The following is a 22,673-nucleotide window of genomic DNA, read 5'->3' as shown; positions in this document are numbered from 1 at the left end:
GCAAAAGCCAAGAGCAATTAAGCTCTTGGCTTGTTTTAATTGACTGTATGCAAAGAAGTCAGCTTGTACGTAATGATTGTCCGCCCGTCTGTCCATTCAAGCTTCTGCACTTCGGCTGTGCCTGACTTTTCACCAAACTTTGTTTTGCTGACATCCATCGGAATCTCCATTGGATAAATGCGATACCCGTCTTTCTCTAATCTGAATATATTTTCATCTATGCGAACTTCTTTTCCTTTTGTCACAATCAATGTATTAAATTCAACAGGCATTCCCAAATTGAAATCCCCTTTCGTTCTCTTTTTTCTATATCATAACATATTTCACCGTCAGCGGTTTTTCATCCACTGCGTGAGCTGCCGCACAATACGCCGGTTTTCCTTCGGCGGAAAATAATGTGTGAATGTACTGTAGTACCACGTCTCTACAGGCTTGTGCAGCTGTTTTAATTTCTCCTCAAATAAATACGAATGCTGAATGGAAACGTTTTGATCTTTTTCTCCGTGAATTAATAAAACGGGTGCCTCAATTTTGTTCACTTCGTCAAAAGGCGTTCGCCATTTGTATTCGTCAGGCACCTTTTTCGGCGTTCCCCCAATCACTCTTTTCATCATTCTTCGTAAATCCTGCCGCTCTTCATATGTAAGAATCATATCACTGACGCCTCCCCACGAAACGAATGAAGCCGCATGCCGTCCCATTTCAATCGCAGTAAGCATTCCCATTATGCCGCCTCTGGAGAAACCGAAAATATGAATTCTGTTCTTTTTCACTTGCGGATGCTGCTGGAGCAGGCGAAAAGCGGAAAAAGCATCCTCTCTGTCTTCTCCTGCAAAATCCTCGTTGCCCTCCCCTCCCTGATTCCCTCTGTAAAAGGGGGCAAATACAACAAATCCTTGGGACGCAAACTGGATAATTCGGCCCGGTCTCACCATTCCAACACTTTTAATACCGCCGCGCAAATATAAAAATCCGTCATATTGCCCAGGTGCCGCCGGCTCCGCCAGCAGCCCTTTCACTTTTAAGCCATTTGAAAGGTAGCAGATGGTAAACAAACGCACATGCCGGCTCGGCGACGGAAATCTTCTTTTCTCAACAATCAATGCTCCCGCCTCCTTTTTTCTTTATTCTTTCCTGCCTTTAAAAATAAATCCTGTAACCCGGATTAGGCATTCACACATTTTTATACCCATCATACGATATGTAAAGCAAAAAAGGATATTAACTTGATGCTAAATAAGGAGGTTGTCATGTGAACAAATGGTTAAGGCTGGGCTGTTTCTGCGTTTGCAGTGTGTTTCTCATCATTGCCCTGAGCGCTTGCAAGCAGGAAGCAACACTCACGAAAGTAAAAGTAGCCGAAGTGACCCATTCCATTTTTTATGCACCTTTATATGTTGCAGAATCTAAAGGCTTTTTCAAGGATGAAGGCCTTGATGTCGACGTCAATACGACCTGGGGCGGCGATAAAACGATGACTTCGCTTCTTTCAAACGGCTCGGACATTGCTCTTGTCGGATCAGAAACATCCATTTATGTCGAATCGCAAGGGGCTAAAGACCCTGTCATTAACTTCGCACAGCTGACTCAGACAGACGGAACGTTCCTTGTCGCAAGAGAAGATGCCGAAAATTTCAGCTGGGATCAGCTGAAAGGAAAGACTTTTCTCGGCCAGAGAAAAGGCGGTATGCCGCAAATGGTCGGCGAGTATGTGCTGAACCAACATCACATTGATCCGCATAAGGATATTGAACTCATCCAAAACATAGACTTCGCCAATATATCCAATGCCTTTGCTTCTGGAACCGGTGAGTATGTCCAGCTTTTTGAACCGACTGCTTCACTCTTTGAGAAAGAAGGCATCGGCCACATCGTTGCTTCGTTCGGAGAAGAATCAGGCCAGGTTCCTTATACAACATTTATGGCAAAACAAAGCTATTTAAAGAAAAACGAGGATACAGCCGTCAAATTCACGAGAGCTATTTATAAAGCGCAGCAGTGGGTGGAAAACCACTCAGCGAAGGACATCACAGAAGCGATTAAAAATGAATTTGACGATACAGATCCCGATGTCATCGAAACGTCCATTGAACGCTACAAAAAACAAAATTCGTATTCTCCAGACCCGCTCCTCAACGAAAAAGAATGGGAACTGCTCCAAACGATTATGGATCAGTCGGGTGAACTGCCAAAGCATATACCATACAGTCAGCTTGTGAACAAACACATCGCCGAAAAAGTCACCTCGGAAAAATAGGAGGCGCCATCTATGTCTTTTTTACATGTCGACCATGTAACTCATACTTATTTTTCTATTAAAGAAAAAACAACCGCCGTACAGGACATTCATTTCGATGCCGAAAAAGGCGATTTCATCTCATTTCTCGGTCCGAGCGGCTGCGGAAAAACAACACTGCTTTCCATAATTGCAGGCTTAATTGAACCTTCGGAAGGCAGAGTTCTGATTGAAGGCCGCGAGCCGAATCAAAAAGAACATAACATTGGCTACATGCTTCAGCAAGATTACTTATTTCCCTGGAAATCCATTGAGGAAAATGTGCTCCTCGGTTTAAAAATTGCCGACACGCTTACTGAAGAAAACAAGGCCGCAGCACTTGGTCTTTTGCCGGATCTGGGTCTCGTTGATGTTGAAAAGAAATATCCTAAGGAGCTGTCAGGCGGGATGAGGCAGCGGGCCGCGCTTGCAAGAACTCTTGCCCCAAACCCAAGTCTGCTTTTGCTGGATGAGCCATTTTCCGCGCTTGATTTTCAAACGAAGCTGTCTTTGGAAAACCTCGTTTTCCGCACATTAAAGGAGTATCAAAAAACAGCGGTGCTTGTCACTCATGATATAGGGGAAGCGATTGCGATGAGTGATACCATCTTTTTATTTTCTAATCAGCCGGGCACCATTCATCAAATTTTCACAATCCCTAGAGAATTGGCTGCGATGATGCCTTTTGACGCCCGTCAGGAGCCATCCTTCCAGACGCTGTTTCAAACGATATGGAAGGAGCTGAATTCTCTTGAGAAACAGCAAAGAAACAATTGATCTGCTTCATGAGCAATTTCAATTTAAACAGAAAAAAGAGAAATGGAATGTGCATTCTTTTCAGCTTGCGATATTTATCCTCTTTTTCTCCGGATGGGAAATCGCAAGCAGACAGAGCTGGATTGATCCTCTGATCTTCAGCTCGCCGTCAGCCGTATGGCGTTTACTGATTGAAAAGGTTGCTGACGGCTCATTGCTGTCGCATATCGGCGTTACTTTATTTGAGACCGTGCTTGGCTTTTTGCTGGGGACTTTCCTTGGCACGTGTCTTGCCGCGTTGTTATGGTGGTCCAATCGGCTTGCCAGGATATTAGATCCATATCTGGTCATTTTAAATGCGATGCCGAAAGTGGCGCTCGGACCTATTCTGATTGTTGCGCTCGGTCCCGGCTTTGTCAGCATCATCGCGATGGGAGCGGTCATCAGTGTCATCATCACAACCATCGTCGTTTATACCGCCTTTCAAGAGGTGGATGAAAACTATATTAAAGTAATGAAAACATTCGGCGCAAACAAGTGGGTTATTTTTAAAGAAGCGATTCTTCCCGCATCTTCGCCCGCTATTATTTCAACCCTGAAGGTAAACGTCGGTTTATCGTGGGTCGGTGTTATCGTAGGCGAATTTCTTGTTTCAAAGGTCGGATTAGGATACATGATTATTTACGGATTCCAAGTCTTCAATTTTACACTCGTCTTCTTAAGCCTGTTGATTATTGCTGTATTTGCCACCCTGATGTATCAGGGCGTAGAACTGTTAGAAAAGAAATGGACGAAGGGCAGAACATAAAAACCCGGCGGATAGCCGGGTTTTTAGTTGATCCATCCCGCTTCTTTCAGTTTTTTCAAACTGATGGGAAGCACAGAATCCTTCATAATAAAGCTGAATTTTTTATTACGGGGCAAGTTTTCCGGAAGTTCATGAAACAGAACCGGCCCTTTCGTTTCAAAGTAATCGCTTTGCTTTTCAAGTTTCTCTATATCTGCAAAATATATATTCTTCACAATAACCTTTTCTTTTCCGAGAACTTTATACTGTCCGAGATACTTGAGGCTTTTCACTCTCGCCCCTGTTTCTTCCTTTACTTCTCGAAGCGCCGCCTCTTCCGCGCACTCCATCGGTTCCACTTTCCCGCCCGGAAACTCAAAGCCTCTGTCCTCATGTTCTGTCAAAAGCCATTTGTCACCAAAACGGCAGATGACCCAGACATGCTTCGGGCTGTCCGAAAAGGGCTGATTGTCAAAGGAGAGCTGAACAGTATTCTGATAATAATCTTTAAACTCGTACATGTTTATCCCTCAAATCCGTTCCTAGCTATCTTCCATACATCATACCACAGTTACGTTTCTTCGGAAGCTTTTTATCAAAAAATAAGGGAAACCCAGCACGCCATCCGGATCTGAAACGATAGACCAGCTCGTACAGCTTTTGGCCGCAGCTCTTGTCAAAATGTAAATGACTGACGCTCTGGGCTTTATTATGACCCGCAAACAGATAAAAGTTACGGTTTGCGCCTGAATTTATTTTTTAACGTTTCTAATAGATCCACAAGCATTTCCGGAACAGGTATACCGAGAGAGCTGGCTGTCACGACAATTTGCACAGATTCATAAAGAATATAAAACATAATGGCCAAGTCACGTATTGATCCCTGTGTATTCAGCAGCTGGTCAAAAAAGTGGCAGACAGAGATCAGAGCCAACGTAACTAATTTTTTGACGAAACGGGCAAAAACCTTCTTGAACGCCAGTTTGTGAATAATCGTTTCCTTCAAGGTCGTACTGATAAATTCAATTGCCATAAGAGACAGCAGAATGAGGAGTGAGTACTGAAAACCTCCGAAGAAAAACCCCGCTGCTGAAACGCTGACTGCAAAAAACGAAAAGATGCCAAAGTCTCTATCCATTTATCCCAACATCCTTTCACAGAAACGGCCTTACCATATTCTATGGAAAGCACGCCGAACGGATTGGATTTTTCAGAAAAATGGACTAGTTGTCGCCTATTTTTGCGAGACAAAACAAAAACCGGACATCTTCAAAGATATCCGGTCTTTCTTTTCTATTATCCAAGGTAAGCTTTTAGCATCCAGTTATGTTTTTCAATATTTTGGTGAATGGCAAGAAGCATGTCCCCTGTTGTTTCGTCTCCGACTTCATCAGCTAAGTCCATGCCGCTTTTCAGTTCTTCCGCGATAACTGTAAAATCATCATACACACTCTGAACCATTTGTTCTGCTGTTTCGTTTCCGTTCGCTTCTTTTACAGAAGCTGTTTCCAAAGATTCTTTCATTGTCGCGATCGGTTTTCCGTTCAAAGCCAAAAGACGCTCTGCCAAATCATCAATATAAGTTGCTGTCTCGTTATAAAGCTCTTCAAATTTTTCATGCAGTGTAAAGAAATCTTTCCCTTTTACATACCAGTGATAATTATGTAGTTTCACATACATGACTGTCCAGTTGGCTACTTGTTTATTCACGGCTTGAATCAATTGTTCTGACATATTATCTTCCTCCTTGTTTATATTAGGTGTATACCCTTCATATCGTACGCTAAAACCTTTATTTTACCCGTCTGTCACAATGTCTTCCACTATGTTACAATTATTGAAAACGGGAGGTGGAATCATGACGCTTCTCATCACGATAAGTATTTTGATTGTGCTGGCTGTTTTGCTCGTAAGTGTTTGGACGACTGTAAAAGCCTATAATGTAAAACACACGATTGATCCTCCTCAAGAAGGAAATGCTCCCGGTTCAGACCCAAAAGGTCAATGATGGTGTGATTGCTCTTCTTCAGGTTGCTTGGTGGCAGCATTGGCGTCTCCGACTTGGACTTTTAAGGTCGGCATGCTGTGCTGTTTTTTTGCAGTTACATGAGATTGGACAGTGTATACGCCATCTTCCTTAAACTCTGTCTCAAATCGATATACGCCATCTTCCTGTTTGGCTTTAAACATCTTGCTGTCGTTTTTTTCTCCGTCTTTCCATATCTCAAACTCCACTTCATCAGCATCTGTCACCGCTTCATCTCCGTAAGAAACCGCCGCTTCATAAGCAGCATTCTCTCCCGGCTTCACTTTTTCCGGTCCGGTGAGTTTTACATCTAATACCTCAGGCGTCTCAGCTGCTGTATGTGCTTTATTCGCCTCAGATCCGCACCCGTTCAGTAAAAAAACAGCAGAAAAAAGTACTGCAGCGACCATCTTTTTCATTCCATCACCCTTTTCGTCGTTTACCTCAATAGTAGCAAACGCTTACAGCAAATGGTATACAAAATCTGTAACGTCACAAAAAAGACCTTTTTGCTTTCGGGCAAAAAGGTCTTTTTTCTATTTAGCCAAATACTTTTAGCAATTCTTCTTTATCCTGTGACAGCCAGAAACGCATCAAACGTTTTGCGCCTTCCAGGTCATGAAGCTTCGCCTGGCCGCACTGCTTTTCATTGGCAGCCGGAATTTCGGTAATTTCTACAGCTTCCTTCATTGTGTCTTCAAGCAAGTCAACGATTTCCGCAGGAGTCGGCTCTCCGCTGACAACAAGATAGTAGCCGGTTTGGCAGCCCATTGGCGAAATATCAATAATATCAAAATGATCATATTTCTCAGCATGAGTGCGAATCGTAAATGCGAGCAAATGCTCAAGTGTATGGATCGTATCAGGCTTCATCGCCTGTTTATTCGGCTGGCAAAAACGAATATCAAATTTATTTACAACACCGTCTGTTCCTACTTTATGCACACCGCAATGTCTTACGTATGGGGCAACAACCGCATTATGGTCAAGTTCAAAACTTTCTACTGAAGGCATAATGGCACTCTCCCTTTTTTAAAAATGTATTTTTATTATAACATACCTTTCCGATAAGAATTATCGAATAACTTTTCAAACCGCGTTATTTTTTTTATACTTGCATCAGAAAGGTTGCTGAAGACACATGAAAACCATATTTATTGCTCTGATCAGAGGGTACCAAAAATTCATCTCGCCGCTGACGCCGCCAACATGCCGCTTTTATCCGACTTGTTCACAATATGGAATCGAAGCCATTAAAACGCACGGCGCCCTTAAAGGCGGATGGCTGACTCTCATACGGATTTTGAAATGCCATCCATTTCATCCGGGCGGAGTCGACCCCGTCCCTGAAAAAAAGCGCAAAGATTAAGCGTTATAGCCGTTTACGACAACATCCAGTTTTCCTGTCTCAGGATCAATGACTAAACCATGGACAGGCACAGTTTCCGGGAACAGCGGATGATGTTTAATGACGTCCACGCTGTCTTTTACGCTCGCTTCCACTGAATCGAAGCTTTTAAACCATTGGTCAAAGTCAACTCCGGAGTACTTCAATGTTTCGATGCGTTCTTCCGGAATTCCTCTTTCCTTTATTCTATTAAGCATACTTTCACTGCTGATTTTGCTCATACCGCAATCGTGGTGTCCGATTACACAGACTTCATCTGCGTTCAGCTCGTACACTGCAACCAGTAAACTTCTCATAATGCTTCCGAACGGGTGTGTAACAAGCGCACCGGCACTCTTTATAATTTTGATGTCACCGTTTCGCATATTCATCGCATGCGGCAGCAATTCAACCAAACGAGTGTCCATGCAAGAAAGAATCGCCATTTTTTTATCCGGGAATTTTGATGTCTGATATTTTTCATAATCTTTTTGTTCAATAAAAGTTTTATTAAAGTCAAGAATATCATTTAGAAGACTCATAGCGGTATTCCTTTCCGGTCTTTTTTCTTCAATATATCACAGCCTCTGCCTTTCGTCATCCTATCGGCAAGATGTTGAGGCCAGAAAAAAAGGCAAGCCCCGCGGCTGCCTCATTTTCCCATGTTATATCTTTTGTTGAACTGCTCGACTCTTCCGCCTTTTTCATTGAATTTCTGGCGGCCTGTATAAAACGGATGAGTATCTGAGCTTACCTCTACTTTAATAACCGGATATGTGTTTCCATCTTCCCACTCCGCTGTTTCTTCCGATGTTTTGGTAGACCTGCTCAAAAAGCGGTATCCGCTGTTTACATCCTGAAATATTACTTTGTGATTCTTCGGATGAATTCCTTCCTTCATGTCTATCTCTCCTTATTAAATCGTAATAATTACGTTTTATTTTATATCCTAACAAACATTTTGTCAATCTCCTTACAGGTTTCCCGATCTTTCGCTTCATAAACCTCATGCTTTTAAGAACAGGAAGAATAATCTAACCGAGGAAGCAAATAATAAACCCATATTACATACAGATCGTTTTGAGAAAGGTGGTTTATTATTGTGGATGATTTAGTTTTGGCTAGGAGTCTTTTTGGTACGACAATGGGCTTTCATATCATTTTCGCAACCTTGGGAGTCGGTCTGCCGCTCATGATTTTAATAGCTGAATTGATCTATCAAAAAACGAAGGATGACCATTATGCCATCATGGCGAAGAGATGGACAAAAGCACAGGCTGTTTTGCTGGGGGTCGCCATTCCGACCGGAACCATTGCCGGTACTCAGCTCGCGCTTTTATGGCCGGGTTTTATGGAAGTCATCGGCCGGGTCATGTCCCTGCCATTCCAAATTGAAATCTACGCTTTTTTTATCGAAGCCCTGTTTATGTCGATTTATGTATATGCCGCAGACCGCTTATCGCCGGTCATGAGGATTATCGCTGTTGTCTTTGTGCTGATCGGGGCCGCGGCGTCTGCCATTCTGATCACGAATGTCCATGCCTTTGAAGGAACCCCGGCCGGATTTAAAATTATAAACGGAAAGATAACTGATGTTGATCCGTGGGCCGCGTTTTTTAACCCAAGCTTTTTTGTAACCGCCGGCCATGTCGTTCTGTCTGCGTTCATGACAGGAGCCTTTATCGTTGCTTCTGTTGCCGCATACAAAATGATCCGGTCGAGAAAACAAGAAAACGTCTATCGCTTTCACCGGAAGGCCCTGCTGCTCGCGCTGACGATCGGCGGTATCTTTTCATTGATAACAGCCTTAAACGGCCACGAATCAGCACAGATGCTGCATGAATATCAGCCGGAAAAACTCGCCGGAGCAGAGGGCCTGTTTGAAACAAGATCCCATGCCCCGCTTGCAATCGGCGGATTTACCGATCCGGAAGAGGAAAAAGTGAAATGGGCAATCGAGATTCCGTGGGCATTAAGCTTTTTGGCAGCCAACAGTTTTGACACTGTTGTAAAAGGATTAAATGCGTTTCCGAGAGACGAATGGCCGCCGCTTTTTATCCACACGTTATTTAATGCGATGGTCGGTGTCGGAATGCTGCTCATTCTTTATTCCATTATCGGTGTCGTCTGGAGAAAAGTATTAAAGAAAGATCGTTTTCCAACCTGGCTGCTGTTGATTTTCATGACGGCCGGTCCTCTCAGCATTATCGGAATTGAATTCGGCTGGATTTTTGCTTGTACGGGGAGACAGCCGTGGGTCATCTATCATCTGCTGAAAACATCAGATGTCGTCACGACGACAGGCTCGATCGGTGTGCTCTTTCTGTTTTTCACATTTGTTTACGCCGTGTTGGGCGCAGCTGTCGTTTATGTGCTGCTTTACTATTTCAAAAAGCACCCTGTGGATGAAGATTTAAATACGGCGGAGTCTTAATAGCTTCGCAAGCAGGAAACTAAATGGAAGGAAGATCGACAAATGGACATTTCAACTGACGCTCTGATCGCCATCTCAATTATTTGGGGTTTTGTGTTTATTTACGCCGTCATGGCCACAATGGATTTCGGAGCGGGATTTTGGTCTATGATCTATTTAAACAAAGAGCATATGAAGGCGACTGATATCGCAAACCGCTTTCTGTCGCCGACTTGGGAGGTCACTAACGTCTTTATCGTGGCCATCGTCGTTGCGCTTTTCAGCTTTTTTCCAGGTGCGACGTTTGTGCTCGGAACTGTTTTATTAATTCCCGGCAGCATTATTTTATTGCTTTTAGCAATCCGAAGCGGATTTCTCGTTTTTTCAAACACAGCGAAGGAAAGGAAATTGCTCAGATATATTTCCGGCATCTCCGGTTTTATTATTCCCGCTGTTCTGATTTTGGTTCTCCCGGTGACACACGGTGGATTTATCGAAAACACAGACGGCGTATACAGCTTGAATATGTCTACCATTTTGACAAGCCCAAACGCCTATTCATTTATAGGGTTTGCGATTTTAAGCACTTTATTTTTATCCTCCCTGCTGCTGGCGGATGTTTCGAATGTGGCTGAGGAACAGGACGCCTACACGGCGTACAGAAAAAGCGCCTTAATCACCGGCCCGATTTCGCTCCTATTTGCCGTATGCATTATGCTGACGATGCGGAATGAAGCAAACTGGCTTTATACTGGAATGATGAATGATTTTTCCTGGATTATTGCGTCGTTTATTACATTCATCATCGCAGGCATAGCTCTTTTTCTGCCTAACAAAAGCTTCGGCAAAAAGATTGGGAAACCCAGACTGGCGCTTGTCGCGATTGCGATACAGTATTTCCTGGCAAGCTACGCGTACGGCCGCGCCCACCTCCCTTATATGATTTATCCGGACGTGACGATCATGTCCGGTTTCACCGAGCCCGCCACGTTCAGAGCGCTGTTTATGACATATATCGTTGCATTCATTATCCTGTTCCCAGGCTTCTACTTCTTCTGGAAGCTGTTTATGAAGGATAAACGGTATATCCGCCAGCAGGAAGAATAGGGCCCAAGCCCTCCGGCTATACTAAGCTTGAACCTTTATAAGGAGGGGATGGCATGGACCAGAAAATCCTATGCGAGGTCAACAACTGTTCTTATTGGGACAAAGGCAACAGATGCACAGCCGATGCCATTTATGTTGTCAGCCATACTGGCGAGACTGCCGAAAACAGCCGGGAAACAGACTGCAAAACGTTTAAACCGCAAGATTTGTAAAAATCAAAAGAAAGAGCTGGCATCAGACAGCTCTTTCTTTTTCTGTTTTGAGCATTCTTATCTTTTTCGTCATCACTCCGTTTGACGGCGAAAATAAAAAGGCACCTGCATAAAAAACTCCTGTCATTGCCGCCATCGCTCCGGAGATGGAAACATTGAGCCATGTTGCGCAGATATAGCCCAATAGAGCTGACAGCCCTCCGATCACCGCGCTGATAATCAGCATATAAAGCAGCCGGTCCGTTAATAGATGGGCGGCAGCAGGCGGAACAATCAGCATCGCCACAACCAATATGGCGCCGACCGAATCAAAGGAGGCAACGGTCGTAAGCGACAGCATCCCCATCTGGAGGTAATGAATCAGCATGACCGGTATTCCGATGGCCAAAGCCATTTGCGGATCAAACGAAGAAATTTTGAACTCCTTATAACACACACTGACCATCGTTATATTGAAAATCAGCACAACAACCAGCATCCAAAACGCTTTTGGCCCGATGTCCACTCCGAATACCGTGATCGTATTCCATGGCACAAAAGCGATTTCTCCCATTAATGAATGTTCAATATCGAGATGGACATTCGCTCCATATACTGATAACAAAATGACACCAACTGCAAATAAGGAGGTAAAAACAACGCCTATGGCGGCATCTGATTGAACCCCTTTGCTGTGAAGAAGCTGTACCAAAAATGCCGTTAACAGTCCCGACACGGCTGCACCGATGAACATAGGAATCCCGTCAAGGCTTTTTGTCACAAGAAAAGCACCCACAATTCCAAGCAAAACAGTATGGCTGATGGCATCGGCCAGCATTGCCATTCTCCTTAATACAAGAAATGTTCCGATCAACGCACAGCTGACACCGACTAGTATGCCCGTCACTATAATCCACGCTTCAAAGCTCATTGGCAATCTTCCCCTTCTTGATTTCAGGGTATGGCTGGCGGAGCTCAGGCATCCTGCCATGCAGCTTCAAAAGTGAAAGAAGCCTATCTCTTGTAGCCTCCGGCAATCGGTCCGGCACAAAATCATCCTGATCCGCACCTGCTTTTTCTATATCCATTTCATGCATGAGGTACATTTCATACATCCGATATTTTAAAGCCGTCAGATAACCTTTTTCTATCCCAGCCTGTGTCACTTTCCAAACTCCGTTTTCAATCCGTACAACGCACCTCTCTTTTTCCAAATCATTCAAAACTTTATGACATGATGAAGGTGAAAGCCGCCTTTTCTTTCGTATACTTTCCTCCGTTACATATATTTCCTTATGTTCATACTGCTCAAAAATCGTCAGAAGCACCTGCTCCCGGTTTGTTTTTCTGCGCAGCCTTATTAATCTTATCCCTTTAGCAGCCAGTCCCCGCTTAGGTGCACAAATCATCGAAAAAAGAAAAATGATCGTTGCCGATAAAATCATCAAAGGCCCCGTCGCCATGCCCTCCATTGTTGTACTCAGCAATGTTCCGGACACGCCGCTGATCCCGCCTGTCATCCCGGCAATCACGATCATGCCCGTTAAACGCTCGGTCCAATATCTTGCGGCAATCGCGGGTGTAATGAGCATAGCTGCCATTAAGATGACACCTACAGTTTGAAGCCCTATCACAACAGCGCAGACAATAAGACAGGCCATAAGTCCGTTTAAAAAACGTACCGGCAATCCCAATCCCTTTGCAAATGCGATATCAAAGGTGATGATTTTAAATTCCTTAAAAAAGACAGTACAAAGCAGCAATAAAACGGCGGATACTCCCGCAATAAGAATGATATCCTGTCTGACTAATGAAGCAGCCTGGCCGAACAGAAAGGAATCAAGTCCGCTTTGGCTTCCCGACCCCAGCTGCTGAATATATGTCAGCAGTATAATACCGACGCCAAAGAACACAGAGAGAACGATCCCAATTGCCGAGTCCTCTTTTGTTTTTGACAGCCGCGGTATCAGCTGAATCATCCACGTTCCGAGAAGCCCTGCAAGCGCTGCGCCGAGCAAAAAGAAAGGGAGCGATTTTTCTCCGGTGAACAGAAAAGCGAGACACACACCCGGCAGGGCAGAATGGGCCATCGCATCTCCGATTAAACTTTGTTTTCTAAGCAGCACAAAGCTCCCCAACAAGCCGCTTGCTGCGCCGAGCAAAAGCGTCCCGGCCAACACCCACTGTGTATTCGGATGCTGGAGCTGCAGCCACAAACTTTCTATCAATGCGCTCACCCCTTATTACCTTCTGCCAGCACTTTATCTTTTAGAAATGTCAGCCTTCCTCCATACGTTTTTTGAAGGTTTTCAATCGTAAACACTTCCTCCGCCGGTCCGAAGGCGATTTTCCTTAAATGAAGCAGCAATATCCAATCGAAATAGTCTTCGGCGGTTTGCAGGTCATGGTGGACGACAAGTACGGTTTTGCCCTTATCCTTAAGCTCCGCCAAAAGAGTCATGATTGCCCGCTCCGTCGCTGCATCCACGCCGGCAAACGGTTCATCCATAAAGTAAATGTCGGCGTCCTGGCAGAGTGCCCGGGCAAGGAATACCCGTTGCTGCTGGCCCCCTGACAGCTGGCTGATCTGCCTGTTCGCATAATCGAGCATGCCGACTTTTTCCAAAGCCGCTTCAGCCATTTCCGCGTCTGCCTTTTTCGGTCTTTTCAGCAAGCCGATTCGGCCATACCTTCCCATCAGCACGACATCGAGAGCGCTGGTAGGAAAATCCCAATCAACCGAACCTCGCTGCGGCACATATCCGATTCTTGTCCGCTGTTGTTTATAAGTTTCGCCGTAAATGGAGATGTCTCCTGAGGCACGGGGCACAAGACCGAGAATCGTTTTGATCAAAGTGGACTTTCCAGCGCCGTTCGGGCCGATAATACCGATTAATTTCCCCTCCGGCACCTGCAGCGAAATCTCTTGCAGAACGGGCTTTTTATCATAAGCGACTGTTACATTTTCCAGCTCAACAGGAAACATTTCTTTCACCTCTATTCCTTATTTAAGCGCTTCGGTAATCGTGTTGATATTATGGCGGAACATGCCTTCGTATGTGCCTTCTTTTGTCCCCTTTTCACCCATTGCATCCGAATAGAGCTGACCGCCGATTGACACCGAATGGCCTTTTTCTTTAGCCCCTTCCACCACGGCATTAATTGATTTTTCAGACACGCTGCTTTCTACAAAAACAGCCTTAATTTGTTTTTCTGCCAAAAGCTCAACCAGGTCCTGTACATCCTTTAAACCATAATCTGAATCTGTGCTGAGCCCCTGCAGGCCTTCCACTTTAAATCCATACTCTTTCCCAAAATACGCAAACGCATCATGAGCGGTTACAAGCACACGGCTTTTCTCCGGAATGTTCGCAACCTCCTGACGAGCCCATTTATCTAAATATTGCAAATTATCTTTGTACTCTTTTGCGTTTTTCTTAAAATCATCCGCATGCTCAGGCATCGCTTTGCTGAATTGCTCTTCGATTTCATCAATTGCGTAAATCCATAATGGGATGCTGAACCAGACGTGAGGGTCATACATCTTCCCTTTTTCCGCAGAAATAAGCTTGCTTTTCGGAATCGCTTCGGCAACCGCCGCCGCTTGTTTTTGTTCACCGATTTTACGGAGAATGTCTTCCATCTTCCCTTCGAGATGCAAGCCGCTGTACAGTACAACGTCTGCTGATGTCAATTTTCTTGTATCACCTTGTGACGCTTTGTAAAGGTGCGGGTCTACTCCCGGTCCCATTAAAGAAGTGATCTTAACATGCTTTCCGCCGACTTTTTCAGCCGCGTCTGCAATTTGGGAAGTCGTTGCCGTCACTTGCAGCCGCTGATCAGAGCTTTTACCGGAAGACTCTGATCCACAACCAGTTAAAGCAAGGCATGCAAGGATCAATGCCGCTATCAGTCCTCTTTTTTTCATTTGTTCCTCCTCTTTGTCATCGATGTCCTGTTGTTTTATCTTATGTTGTGTTTTCTTAGACATGCGACATTTAATTAGACAAAAGCATGTTTTGTTTATATGAGACAAAAAGTTTCCTTAGTGCAAAAATATCGCGTTTGTCCATTTCTGTCAAGATATTTTCACATAAAAAAACCGGCTGGTTCAGCAGCCGGTCAAACGAGAAGGGATGTATTCAACGCTTTTACTCTAACAGCACACTCACATTCTCTCAAATTGATAAAATGCCTTTTTCTCATCCATGCTGTGTGAAAACATCCATTTTGGTCACATATTTTCGCATTATTTCCTGATTTACTTCAACCCCTAAACCAGGCTGTTTCGACACAGAAATAAATCCGTTATCGATACGGATATCAGGGGTCACAATATCCTCATCCCAATACCTTGAAGATGACGAAATATCGCCCGGTATTGTAAATTGGGGCAAGGAAGCCAGCGCCACGTTTTGCGCTCTTGAAATGCCAGTCTCCAGCATTCCTCCGCACCAAACCGGCATATTGTGCTCCTTGCACAGATCATGGATTTTCAGAGCTTCCGTCAATCCGCCGACACGAGAAGGCTTGATATTAATTACTTTGCAGCTTCCCAGCTCAATCGCCCGTCTCGCGTCATCAGCTGAGCAAATGCTTTCGTCAAGGCAAATCGCCGTTTTCATATGCTTCTGCAAGTGGCGGTGATCAACAATATCATCAGCTTGGAGCGGCTGTTCAATCATCATTAAATGATATTCATCAAGCTCCTTTAAGCGGCTGATATCCTTGAGTTCATAAGAGGAATTCGCATCAGCCATAAGCGGGATGCCAGGGAATCGGCTGCGGATGGCTTTTACCAGTTCCACATCTTGTCCTGGCTGAATTTTAATTTTTATTCTTTGATAGCCTTCTTTTTGATAAGCTTCAATTTCTTTCAGCATATCCTCAAGAGGTGCTAAGCTGACAACGACTCCGGCAGGGACTTTGTCTCTTGTCCCTCCTAATGCCTCCGCAAGAGAAATCCCCTTCTTTTTTGCATAAATATCCCAAACAGCCGATTCAAGCCCCGCTTTTGCCATCCTGTTACCTTTATAGCGCGCCAAGCTGTCCGGCACTTCAGAAGGGTGGCTGAATTCACGTCCGACGACATTAGGAATAAAAAAATCCTTCAGCATATGCAGACAAGTACCAATCGTTTCCTCGGTGTACCATGGTGAGGAGAATGCAGACACTTCTCCCCATCCTGTAACTCCGGATATATCGATGGCTTCTACAATCAAAAATTTGCGCTCCTGAAGCGTCTCAATACTGTTTTTGAACGGTTTTTTTAGATTCATGCTCAAATGATAAAGCGTAATTTTTTCTATTTCGATCATAACAGTTCTCCTTTACGCGCATCCTTCAGCTGATTTCGCAATAGCTTATTCGACGCATTGCGCGGCAGGCGGTCTAATACAAAGAATTTTGCCGGAACTTTATATTTCGCCAAACGTTCTTTGCAAAAAACGGTCAGTTCTTCAGCGCTGACAGGCTGATGGAGCACAAGATAAGCATGAGGCACTTTTCCCCATTTTATGTCCTCCGCGCCTGAAACGCCGGCTTCTGCAACAGCCGGATGAGAAAGCAGCACAGACTCCACTTCAGCGGGATAAATATTTTCTCCGCCTGAAATGATAAGATCTGATCGCCTGTCTAATACATATAAAAACCCTTCACTGTCCAAATAACCGAGATCGCCTGTTTTCAGCCAGCCATTTTGAAAGGATGCTTTATTTGCGCTTTCCCGGTTGAAATAGCTTTTCATGACATTCGGGCCTTTCACCATAATTTCACCGTGTTCAAACGGCTCACACGCTTTTCCGTCCCGCTCAATTTTGATTTCGCATGAAAACAGCGGTTTTCCTGCTGATCCGAGCTTTTCCATACTGAATTCCGGCGAGAGAGTAACGATTTGTGAGCACGTCTCCGTCATTCCGTACGATTGAAAGACGGGGAAGCCTTTCTCTCGGCATTCTTCCAGCAAAGGAAGCGGCGCAGGACCTCCGCCGAGCAGGATGCATCTGAGGGATGACGGGCAGTAGCTTATTTCTGCTAAAAGACTTGCCAGCATTGTCTGCACCGCAGAAATAATCGTAACTTGATGCCTGTCGATTGAATCCAATACATCACTTACGGAAAAACGCTGGTGAAGAACGACCGTCATTCCGTAAATCACAGATTTAAATAATGCGGACAGTCCGCTGATATGAAAGAGCGGCAGCGTGATAAGCCAGCGGTCTTGTTCTGTTATACCCAAATTAAGAGCAGAAGACACCGCACTGAAATAATGATTTCCAAACGTTTGCTGAACTCCCTTGGGCTTGCCGGTTGTCCCGGAGGTATACATGAGAGTCGCCGTTTCGTCCATTTGCATGTATAGCTCAATTTCAATATCCTGTGCATCTTCTTTTACCAGTTCATCCACATTAACGGTTTCAACCATATGCTCATAATCCTGCATGTCAAAACTTTCATCCGTCAGTAAAAAGCGGGCGCCGGAATCCTCCAGCTGGAACAGCCTTTCATGTTTAGACAGCTTTGTATTGAGCAGCACCGCTTTTACGCCGAGCAAAAAGCACGCGTGTACGGCATATACCATCTCCGCCCGGTTTCCGAGCAGAAGAGCCGCAGTGTCCCCTTTTCGAAAAGAATGAGCGGAAAGCTGGGACGCCATTCGTTTGGATGCGGCAAATAATGCAGCAAATGTCACGGTTTGATCTCCATAAATGAGAGCGATTCTCTCAGGTGTTAGCTGTGCCCGTTGCAGGAGCCAGTTGGGCTGTTCTGTCAGCATGTCATCATCTCCGAGGTAAAATTACTTTATTGAAAAGAAAACAGCTTGGACCGCAATGGCTCAAGCTGTTCGTTTCATACGTATCTGCTGATCACGGAAAACGCGGGAATTGACCGAAATCCGGTTTGCGTTTTTCCTTAAAGGAATCACGGCCTTCTTTTGCTTCATCAGTTGTGTAGTAAAGAAGGGTTGCATCCCCTGCAAACTGCTGAATTCCAGCAAGTCCGTCTGTGTCCGCGTTAAACGCAGCTTTAAGAAAACGAAGTGCGGTCGGGCTTTTCTCAAGCATTTCTTCACACCATTTAATCGTTTCTTCTTCAAGCTGTTCCAAAGGAACAACTGTGTTGACAAGTCCCATATCCAGCGCTTCCTGCGCGTTGTACTGACGGCACAGGTACCAGATTTCACGGGCTTTTTTATGTCCTACGATTCGAGCCAGGTAGCCTGAACCGTAACCTGCGTCAAAGCTTCCCACTTTAGGGCCGGTTTGTCCAAAAATCGCATTGTCGGCAGCGATTGTCAAGTCACATACGATGTGAAGCACGTGTCCTCCGCCGATCGCATATCCGGATACCATCGCAACAACAGGTTTCGGAATGACGCGGATTAAACGCTGAAGATCCAATACGTTTAAACGCGGAATTTGGTCGTCGCCTACATAACCGCCGTGTCCTCGCACTTTTTGGTCTCCGCCAGAACAAAACGCTTTGTCTCCGGCACCGGCAAGCACGATAACGCCGATGTTTTGATCATCTCTCGCGCGAGCAAATGCATCAATCATTTCAGCAACCGTCTTAGGGGTAAACGCATTATGTACCTCAGGGCGGTTGATAGTTATTTTTGCAATACCATTATACGTTTCATACAGTATTTCATCGTATGTACGTTCAGTTTTCCATTCTACAGCCATGATATGACCTCCTCTATTTTTCCATATGAACGAGTTATAAGTTTGTTAAAAACCCACTCACTATTTTACCAAAAAAACGCGGCTGTTCCACATGCACTGTATGGCCTGCTTCAGGAACAATCTCTATTCTACTAGATGGAAGCTTCTTATGCACCTCTTGATTAATGGCGCAAAACTTTTCGTCCCATTCTCCGCAGATGAGAAGCACAGGCGCCGCAATATCTTTTAACCGGCTCCACCAGGAAGGCTGTGAACCGGTGCCCATACCGATTAAACTGTTGGCCAGTCCAATGTTATTGTTTCTAAGACGGCCCGACCGTATCCTTTGCCGAACGTCTTCAGCAAGCCGCTGCTGCGTTGAAAACAAAGGGATGCCTTCCCAATAGTCCACAAAGGCTTTGATCCCGTCACGCAAAATAAAATCGGCAAGCTTCCGATCCCGCAAGATTCGTTCTTTCCGTTCCCCGAGGGTTTTAAGGCCGGGTATCGTGCTTTCGAGCACAAGCGCTGATATCCGTTCGGGGTATGTGATGGCAAAGGAATATGCAAGCCTTCCCCCCATAGAATAACCAATAAGTTTCACTTTGTGAAGTTTTAAATGATCAAATATTTCGGCAAGGTCTGAAACTTGCCGGCTCGTGCTATACCTTTTTCCATTCAGCGGGGCATCACTTTCTCCGTGCCCTAAGCAATCAATTTTGATGACACGGGAATCAGGCAGCAACTGGTCCAGAAAGGCCCAGGATTGTTTGCTGCCGGTAAACCCGTGCAGACAGACTATGGCATCAGAAGCATTCGGCCGATCATCTGTCACAGCATAGCGGACGCCGTCTGCAACAGTTATGCTTACAGTTCCCATTGTTTTTTCACTTCCCGCACAGCCTCATTCAGCATATCACGATGAAGCTGTACTCTTGATTGGCGATCAGTTTTGATTTCTATAATGTGAAGGCCGGGCTTGTCAGCCTGCGGTGCGTATGATGCTTTAAATTCATCCCACGAAGCCGGGCATGAATACGTGCCCCCGTAAAGCTCAGCCGCATGCTTGAAATCGAGCCCGGTCGGCGTGCCGAACAAATCTTCAAAGTGTGTCTTTTCAGATGCCTGCGGCAAAAATGAAAAAATCCCTCCGCCGTCATTGTTCACGAGGATCACAGTAAGCGGAATGCCCAGTTTTTTAGCCGCCAGCAGCCCGTTTAAATCATGATAAAAAGACAAATCCCCGATCACGAGTGTCACAGGTGCTTTTGTTCCTTCACAAACACCCATGGCAGAAGAGACAACACCATCAATCCCATTTGCGCCACGGTTTGAATAGATACGGAAATTGCGGTCCTGATTTTCGAAAAACGTATCGACATCCCTGATTGGCATGCTGTTTCCGACAAACAGCGAGCTATTTTCAGGCACAAGATGCTGGAGGATTCGATAGAGGTTGCCCTCAAATGAAACCTCTTCACTGCTGACCGTTTGCAGATATTCACGGAAACGCTGATTCACGATCTGCCATTTTTCCAGCCATTCCGATGTTCGATCCATTCCCGTATGTTCAGCCATGATCGCATCGGCAAAACTAGACGGGCTGCAGTGAATCATATGTGCGCTTGCCTGTGTCGGGTCTCTCCAGCCGCCATCCTCATCAATCACAATCTGCTGAATGGCCGGGTCATCCTTCAGCCACAAAAAAACCGGCTTTGAAACAGGCATCGGTCCGAAACGGATCACGACATCAGGCCGCAGTGCTGACTTCAGCTCATCATCTTTCAAAAATGAGTCATACGCATCTATAACGGTGCTTTTATCATGGACGCCGTTCCGCAGGTTAGACAGCGGGTCAGCTAAAATTGGATAATGCAGCGCTTTTGACAGCTCCACAATTTTTTGCTGATCAGCATCACTGTGGAGTTCCCCACAGACAATCATGCCTTTTTCGGCCTCTTTCAATATCATAGCCACGTCAGACAGAGAGTCCCGGTCCACGGATTGCGTACCCGTTTTCACTGACACGTGACGCCCAGTTCTCATTCTTTCAAACGGCTGATCAGAAAGGTCAGGCATCAGCGGCTCACGAAGAGGTACATTCACGTGCACAGGCCCCATTGGACGCTTTTGCGCTTCCCCGGCGGCACGGCCTGCCAGCGTTCGGATATATCTCAGCATATGCGGCGACTCTTCGGGCAGAGCAGAGTCTGTGAAAAACTTAACAAAGTTACCGAATAAGAAGTGCTGATTAATGGCCTGCGGTGCGCCTACTTCACGCAGCTCGTGCGGCCGATCAGCAGTTAACACTATAATCGGTACTCTTGAATAATGGGCTTCAATCACAGCCGGATAAAAGTTGGCCGCGGCTGTTCCTGATGTGCAAATCAGAAGCACGGGACGCTGCTGTGCTTTTGCCAGCCCTAATGCAAAAAATCCGGCAGATCTTTCATCAATTTGGATATGGACGTTGATATTCGGATGCGCGGCAGCAAGAATTGCCAGCGGTGTAGATCTTGAGCCCGGACAAACGACAGCGTCCGTAATTCCGGAAAGGGCGAATTCATCAATAAAGCTTCCGATGTAATGAGTAATCGGGTTCACTGTCAACGTCTCTCACCTCCCAGTGCAGAGATCATCGGCTTTAACTTAATCTGTGTTTCTTCGTATTCCGATTGCGGTTCAGAGTCTTCCACAATGCCGCACCCGGCAAACAGGCGTGCTGTGCTGCCTTCAATCAGCCCTGAACGGATGGCAACAGCAAATTCTCCGTTATCCTGACTGTCAATCCAGCCGACAGGAGCCGCATACCAGCCGCGGGACATCGGTTCGATCTCTCTGATCACTTCTACAGCTTTTTTCTGAGGTGCTCCCCCAAGCGCCGGTGTGGGATGCAGTTTCTCAATTAAGTCAAAAAGCGAAGCAGACGCGTGAAGCTGTCCGACAATCGGCGTAAATAAGTGCTGGACGCTTTTCGTTTTGTACAATACAGGTTCGTCAGGCTTTTCAACGTCAGAACAGCTTGATACAAAAGCGTTATGAATCATGCCTACAACAATGTCATGCTCCAGCAGATTTTTCTCATCGTTTAATAATTCAAGGCCGATGCGGCGGTCTTCTTCTTCATCGGAGCCGCGCTTTATGGAACCTGCCAGACAAGTAGACATGACAGTGTTGCCGTCTCTTTTGATCAGTCTTTCCGGGGATGCGCCGACAAAGGTTTTGCCTTCTTGTTCGATTGCAAAAACATAGCTTGTCTGCTGATCGGTCAAAAGCGTTTTAAGCACCGGTTCCATTTTGACCGGACCGTCAAACGTGAGCAGCAGCTCTCTGGCAAGAACCACTTTATCATATTGATTCTCTTTAATTTGGCTTGTTGCCGTTTCGATTGCTTTTAGCCAATCAGACTTATCCAGCTCCTGAGATGCTGTCATCACAGCCTGATCTTCTTGATTTAAATCGGGGACCATAAATTCCGCTGCAAAAGCTTTTAAGCCTTCCAAAACAGCTTCTGCATCATCTTCTCCGCTGACCCATCTGTTGACTGTTAAAAACGAACCGTCAGCAGACATTGTCAGCATAAGCGAAGGCACAAAGAAATCCCCTTCCGAGAAATGGTCCCATTGAGTACCTCTTTCTTCGTAAGGGTCAAAGGAAAAGCCTCCGAATAAGACAGGTCCCACTGCAGAATGCTGCAGCTTTTCTTCTTCATAAATATGAAAAGCCGTCTTTTTAAAGCGCTCCCATTGTTCAAAAACCTCGCGATACCGCTCGTCGTTTTTTTGATTCGTCTGGAAAACAGCTTCTTTGCCAAGACCGACTATTGTCAATTCACTTTCAGGTTCTGACCAAAAAAATCGATTGCCTGTATATTTTTTTGCTCCGTAATTGAAAAATGATAGAGGGTCAAGAGACTCAATTTGTCTCGAATAGCTTATTAAGACAGCATGGTTGACTTCTTTGGCTTTATGTAATGCATGTAGAACTTCCTTTCGGAACGTACGCTGCACCGTTGTCACCATGAGACATTCCTCCATAATTCTTAAAATGCTTTTAATACCATACAC

27 protein-coding genes are annotated in these 22,673 nt (G+C 45.3%); 8 read left to right on the top strand and 19 right to left on the bottom strand.

Annotation, left to right across the window (positions count from 1 at the left end; translation table 11 throughout):
- Window positions 1–35 precede the first annotated feature (35 nt).
- Together H7F27_RS05855 and H7F27_RS05850 are read right to left on the bottom strand one after the other, a co-directional pair.
- Entirely contained in the window at window positions 36–278 is a 243-nt protein-coding gene (locus H7F27_RS05855) for a DUF2584 domain-containing protein (protein WP_024122585.1), read from the bottom strand.
- 51 nt (window positions 279–329) lie between these two features.
- Window positions 330–1,103, bottom strand: a complete 774-nt coding sequence (locus H7F27_RS05850) for an alpha/beta hydrolase family protein (RefSeq protein ID WP_095714577.1) — start codon at window positions 1,101–1,103, stop codon at window positions 330–332.
- A gap of 149 nt (window positions 1,104–1,252) precedes the next feature.
- Here H7F27_RS05850 and H7F27_RS05845 point away from each other — a divergent pair, with 149 nt between their 5' ends.
- Genes H7F27_RS05845 through H7F27_RS05835 form a run of 3 tightly spaced genes read left to right on the top strand, consistent with a single transcriptional unit; the run spans window position 1,253 to window position 3,839 of the window.
- Complete coding sequence (locus tag H7F27_RS05845) at window positions 1,253–2,257, top strand: ABC transporter substrate-binding protein (RefSeq protein ID WP_101860079.1); 1,005 nt, start codon at window positions 1,253–1,255, stop codon at window positions 2,255–2,257.
- Window positions 2,258–2,269: 12 nt separating this feature from the next.
- The gene (locus H7F27_RS05840; RefSeq protein WP_024122588.1) at window positions 2,270–3,052 is read left to right on the top strand and encodes an ABC transporter ATP-binding protein; all 783 of its coding nucleotides are present in this window, start codon (window positions 2,270–2,272) and stop codon (window positions 3,050–3,052) included.
- Window positions 3,027–3,839, top strand: coding sequence for an ABC transporter permease (locus H7F27_RS05835; RefSeq protein ID WP_024122589.1), 813 nt, complete (start codon window positions 3,027–3,029; stop codon window positions 3,837–3,839). Before H7F27_RS05840 ends, H7F27_RS05835 begins: the two co-directional genes overlap by 26 nt.
- Before the next feature lie 23 nt (window positions 3,840–3,862).
- Here the strand turns inward: H7F27_RS05835 and ytkD are convergent, their stop codons facing one another.
- The 3 genes from ytkD to H7F27_RS05820 all read right to left on the bottom strand — a co-directional run bounded on the left by ytkD (window position 3,863) and on the right by H7F27_RS05820 (window position 5,552).
- Entirely contained in the window at window positions 3,863–4,339 is a 477-nt protein-coding gene (gene ytkD / locus H7F27_RS05830; RefSeq protein WP_024122590.1) for an RNA deprotection pyrophosphohydrolase, read from the bottom strand.
- Between the two features lie 212 nt (window positions 4,340–4,551).
- Window positions 4,552–4,956, bottom strand: coding sequence for a phage holin family protein (locus tag H7F27_RS05825; RefSeq protein WP_024122591.1), 405 nt, complete (start codon window positions 4,954–4,956; stop codon window positions 4,552–4,554).
- A gap of 158 nt (window positions 4,957–5,114) precedes the next feature.
- Window positions 5,115–5,552, bottom strand: coding sequence for a Dps family protein (locus tag H7F27_RS05820; protein WP_010331587.1), 438 nt, complete (start codon window positions 5,550–5,552; stop codon window positions 5,115–5,117).
- Window positions 5,553–5,676: 124 nt separating this feature from the next.
- Between H7F27_RS05820 and ytzI the strand changes: the two genes are divergently transcribed.
- On the top strand, window positions 5,677–5,826 hold the full coding sequence (gene ytzI / locus H7F27_RS05815; RefSeq protein WP_044153683.1) for a YtzI protein: 150 nt from the start codon (window positions 5,677–5,679) through the stop codon (window positions 5,824–5,826).
- On the opposite strand, the gene H7F27_RS05810 is transcribed toward ytzI, so the two are convergent.
- On the bottom strand, window positions 5,820–6,263 hold the full coding sequence (locus H7F27_RS05810; RefSeq protein ID WP_101860078.1) for a FixH family protein: 444 nt from the start codon (window positions 6,261–6,263) through the stop codon (window positions 5,820–5,822). The genes ytzI and H7F27_RS05810 overlap by 7 nt on opposite strands.
- 121 nt (window positions 6,264–6,384) lie before the next feature.
- On the bottom strand, window positions 6,385–6,858 hold the full coding sequence (locus tag H7F27_RS05805) for an S-ribosylhomocysteine lyase (RefSeq protein WP_010331590.1): 474 nt from the start codon (window positions 6,856–6,858) through the stop codon (window positions 6,385–6,387).
- Window positions 6,859–6,985: 127 nt separating this feature from the next.
- Between H7F27_RS05805 and yidD the strand changes: the two genes are divergently transcribed.
- The gene (gene yidD / locus H7F27_RS05800) at window positions 6,986–7,213 is read left to right on the top strand and encodes a membrane protein insertion efficiency factor YidD (RefSeq protein WP_010331591.1); all 228 of its coding nucleotides are present in this window, start codon (window positions 6,986–6,988) and stop codon (window positions 7,211–7,213) included.
- Here the strand turns inward: yidD and H7F27_RS05795 are convergent.
- Together H7F27_RS05795 and H7F27_RS05790 are read right to left on the bottom strand one after the other, a co-directional pair.
- Window positions 7,210–7,773, bottom strand: a complete 564-nt coding sequence (locus H7F27_RS05795) for a beta-class carbonic anhydrase (RefSeq protein WP_024122594.1) — start codon at window positions 7,771–7,773, stop codon at window positions 7,210–7,212. The two genes, yidD and H7F27_RS05795, sit on opposite strands and share 4 nt — an antisense overlap.
- A gap of 110 nt (window positions 7,774–7,883) precedes the next feature.
- Window positions 7,884–8,132, bottom strand: a complete 249-nt coding sequence (locus H7F27_RS05790; RefSeq protein WP_010331593.1) for a type B 50S ribosomal protein L31 — start codon at window positions 8,130–8,132, stop codon at window positions 7,884–7,886.
- Between the two features lie 201 nt (window positions 8,133–8,333).
- Between H7F27_RS05790 and H7F27_RS05785 the strand changes: the two genes are divergently transcribed.
- Genes H7F27_RS05785 through H7F27_RS05775 form a run of 3 tightly spaced genes read left to right on the top strand, consistent with a single transcriptional unit; the run spans window position 8,334 to window position 10,963 of the window.
- Window positions 8,334–9,665 carry a cytochrome ubiquinol oxidase subunit I gene (locus H7F27_RS05785; RefSeq protein ID WP_024122595.1) on the top strand — a complete coding sequence of 444 codons (1,332 nt, stop codon included), beginning with the start codon at window positions 8,334–8,336 and terminating at the stop codon, window positions 9,663–9,665.
- A 42-nt stretch (window positions 9,666–9,707) separates the two neighbouring features.
- Entirely contained in the window at window positions 9,708–10,751 is a 1,044-nt protein-coding gene (locus H7F27_RS05780) for a cytochrome d ubiquinol oxidase subunit II (protein ID WP_024122596.1), read from the top strand.
- Window positions 10,752–10,804: 53 nt separating this feature from the next.
- Entirely contained in the window at window positions 10,805–10,963 is a 159-nt protein-coding gene (locus tag H7F27_RS05775) for a DUF1540 domain-containing protein (RefSeq protein ID WP_010331596.1), read from the top strand.
- Window positions 10,964–10,985: 22 nt separating this feature from the next.
- Here H7F27_RS05775 and H7F27_RS05770 read toward each other — a convergent pair whose 3' ends face one another.
- From H7F27_RS05770 to H7F27_RS05725, 10 genes are all read right to left on the bottom strand, one after another.
- A complete protein-coding gene (locus tag H7F27_RS05770) occupies window positions 10,986–11,873 on the bottom strand; it encodes a metal ABC transporter permease (protein ID WP_101860077.1) in 888 nt (295 codons plus the stop codon).
- A complete protein-coding gene (locus H7F27_RS05765) occupies window positions 11,863–13,170 on the bottom strand; it encodes a metal ABC transporter permease (protein ID WP_185848696.1) in 1,308 nt (435 codons plus the stop codon). The genes H7F27_RS05770 and H7F27_RS05765 overlap by 11 nt, the downstream gene beginning before the upstream one ends.
- A gap of 5 nt (window positions 13,171–13,175) precedes the next feature.
- Complete coding sequence (locus H7F27_RS05760) at window positions 13,176–13,928, bottom strand: metal ABC transporter ATP-binding protein (RefSeq protein ID WP_101863546.1); 753 nt, start codon at window positions 13,926–13,928, stop codon at window positions 13,176–13,178.
- An 18-nt stretch (window positions 13,929–13,946) separates the two neighbouring features.
- Window positions 13,947–14,870 carry a metal ABC transporter solute-binding protein, Zn/Mn family gene (locus tag H7F27_RS05755; protein WP_101863547.1) on the bottom strand — a complete coding sequence of 308 codons (924 nt, stop codon included), beginning with the start codon at window positions 14,868–14,870 and terminating at the stop codon, window positions 13,947–13,949.
- 274 nt (window positions 14,871–15,144) lie between these two features.
- Entirely contained in the window at window positions 15,145–16,260 is a 1,116-nt protein-coding gene (gene menC / locus H7F27_RS05750) for an o-succinylbenzoate synthase (protein WP_024122601.1), read from the bottom strand.
- A complete protein-coding gene (locus tag H7F27_RS05745) occupies window positions 16,257–17,717 on the bottom strand; it encodes an o-succinylbenzoate--CoA ligase (RefSeq protein WP_024122602.1) in 1,461 nt (486 codons plus the stop codon). Before H7F27_RS05745 ends, menC begins: the two co-directional genes overlap by 4 nt.
- Window positions 17,718–17,808: 91 nt before the next feature.
- The gene (menB, locus tag H7F27_RS05740) at window positions 17,809–18,627 is read right to left on the bottom strand and encodes a 1,4-dihydroxy-2-naphthoyl-CoA synthase (RefSeq protein WP_010331603.1); all 819 of its coding nucleotides are present in this window, start codon (window positions 18,625–18,627) and stop codon (window positions 17,809–17,811) included.
- Between the two features lie 34 nt (window positions 18,628–18,661).
- Window positions 18,662–19,486: a 2-succinyl-6-hydroxy-2,4-cyclohexadiene-1-carboxylate synthase gene (gene menH, locus H7F27_RS05735; RefSeq protein WP_185848695.1), complete on the bottom strand. Its 825-nt coding sequence runs from the start codon at window positions 19,484–19,486 to the stop codon at window positions 18,662–18,664.
- A complete protein-coding gene (menD, locus tag H7F27_RS05730) occupies window positions 19,474–21,216 on the bottom strand; it encodes a 2-succinyl-5-enolpyruvyl-6-hydroxy-3-cyclohexene-1-carboxylic-acid synthase (RefSeq protein WP_185848694.1) in 1,743 nt (580 codons plus the stop codon). The genes menH and menD overlap by 13 nt, the downstream gene beginning before the upstream one ends.
- A complete protein-coding gene (locus H7F27_RS05725) occupies window positions 21,213–22,628 on the bottom strand; it encodes an isochorismate synthase (protein ID WP_185848693.1) in 1,416 nt (471 codons plus the stop codon). Before H7F27_RS05725 ends, menD begins: the two co-directional genes overlap by 4 nt.
- Window positions 22,629–22,673: the final 45 nt, after the last annotated feature.

The organism is Bacillus sp. PAMC26543, assembly GCF_014250375.1.
GTDB classification, from domain to species: domain Bacteria; phylum Bacillota; class Bacilli; order Bacillales; family Bacillaceae; genus Bacillus; species Bacillus halotolerans.
Note: the sequence above shows the minus strand (reverse complement) of the source record. Positions and strands in the feature narration are given on the sequence as shown.

What these genes read in the sequence shown, in the direction of transcription:
- H7F27_RS05840 (WP_024122588.1), top strand. Translation starts at nt 2,270, where the DNA reads ATGTCTTTTTTACATGTCGACCATGTAACTCATACTTATTTTTCTATT.
- ytkD (WP_024122590.1), bottom strand. Translation starts at nt 4,339, where the DNA reads ATGTACGAGTTTAAAGATTATTATCAGAATACTGTTCAGCTCTCCTTT.
- H7F27_RS05825 (WP_024122591.1), bottom strand. Translation starts at nt 4,956, where the DNA reads ATGGATAGAGACTTTGGCATCTTTTCGTTTTTTGCAGTCAGCGTTTCA.
- H7F27_RS05820 (WP_010331587.1), bottom strand. Translation starts at nt 5,552, where the DNA reads ATGTCAGAACAATTGATTCAAGCCGTGAATAAACAAGTAGCCAACTGG.
- ytzI (WP_044153683.1), top strand. Translation starts at nt 5,677, where the DNA reads ATGACGCTTCTCATCACGATAAGTATTTTGATTGTGCTGGCTGTTTTG.
- H7F27_RS05810 (WP_101860078.1), bottom strand. Translation starts at nt 6,263, where the DNA reads ATGAAAAAGATGGTCGCTGCAGTACTTTTTTCTGCTGTTTTTTTACTG.
- H7F27_RS05805 (WP_010331590.1), bottom strand. Translation starts at nt 6,858, where the DNA reads ATGCCTTCAGTAGAAAGTTTTGAACTTGACCATAATGCGGTTGTTGCC.
- yidD (WP_010331591.1), top strand. Translation starts at nt 6,986, where the DNA reads ATGAAAACCATATTTATTGCTCTGATCAGAGGGTACCAAAAATTCATC.
- H7F27_RS05795 (WP_024122594.1), bottom strand. Translation starts at nt 7,773, where the DNA reads ATGAGTCTTCTAAATGATATTCTTGACTTTAATAAAACTTTTATTGAA.
- H7F27_RS05790 (WP_010331593.1), bottom strand. Translation starts at nt 8,132, where the DNA reads ATGAAGGAAGGAATTCATCCGAAGAATCACAAAGTAATATTTCAGGAT.
- H7F27_RS05780 (WP_024122596.1), top strand. Translation starts at nt 9,708, where the DNA reads ATGGACATTTCAACTGACGCTCTGATCGCCATCTCAATTATTTGGGGT.
- H7F27_RS05775 (WP_010331596.1), top strand. Translation starts at nt 10,805, where the DNA reads ATGGACCAGAAAATCCTATGCGAGGTCAACAACTGTTCTTATTGGGAC.
- H7F27_RS05770 (WP_101860077.1), bottom strand. Translation starts at nt 11,873, where the DNA reads ATGAGCTTTGAAGCGTGGATTATAGTGACGGGCATACTAGTCGGTGTC.
- H7F27_RS05760 (WP_101863546.1), bottom strand. Translation starts at nt 13,928, where the DNA reads ATGTTTCCTGTTGAGCTGGAAAATGTAACAGTCGCTTATGATAAAAAG.
- H7F27_RS05755 (WP_101863547.1), bottom strand. Translation starts at nt 14,870, where the DNA reads ATGAAAAAAAGAGGACTGATAGCGGCATTGATCCTTGCATGCCTTGCT.
- menC (WP_024122601.1), bottom strand. Translation starts at nt 16,260, where the DNA reads ATGATCGAAATAGAAAAAATTACGCTTTATCATTTGAGCATGAATCTA.
- H7F27_RS05745 (WP_024122602.1), bottom strand. Translation starts at nt 17,717, where the DNA reads ATGCTGACAGAACAGCCCAACTGGCTCCTGCAACGGGCACAGCTAACA.
- menB (WP_010331603.1), bottom strand. Translation starts at nt 18,627, where the DNA reads ATGGCTGTAGAATGGAAAACTGAACGTACATACGATGAAATACTGTAT.
- menH (WP_185848695.1), bottom strand. Translation starts at nt 19,486, where the DNA reads ATGGGAACTGTAAGCATAACTGTTGCAGACGGCGTCCGCTATGCTGTG.
- H7F27_RS05725 (WP_185848693.1), bottom strand. Translation starts at nt 22,628, where the DNA reads ATGGTGACAACGGTGCAGCGTACGTTCCGAAAGGAAGTTCTACATGCA.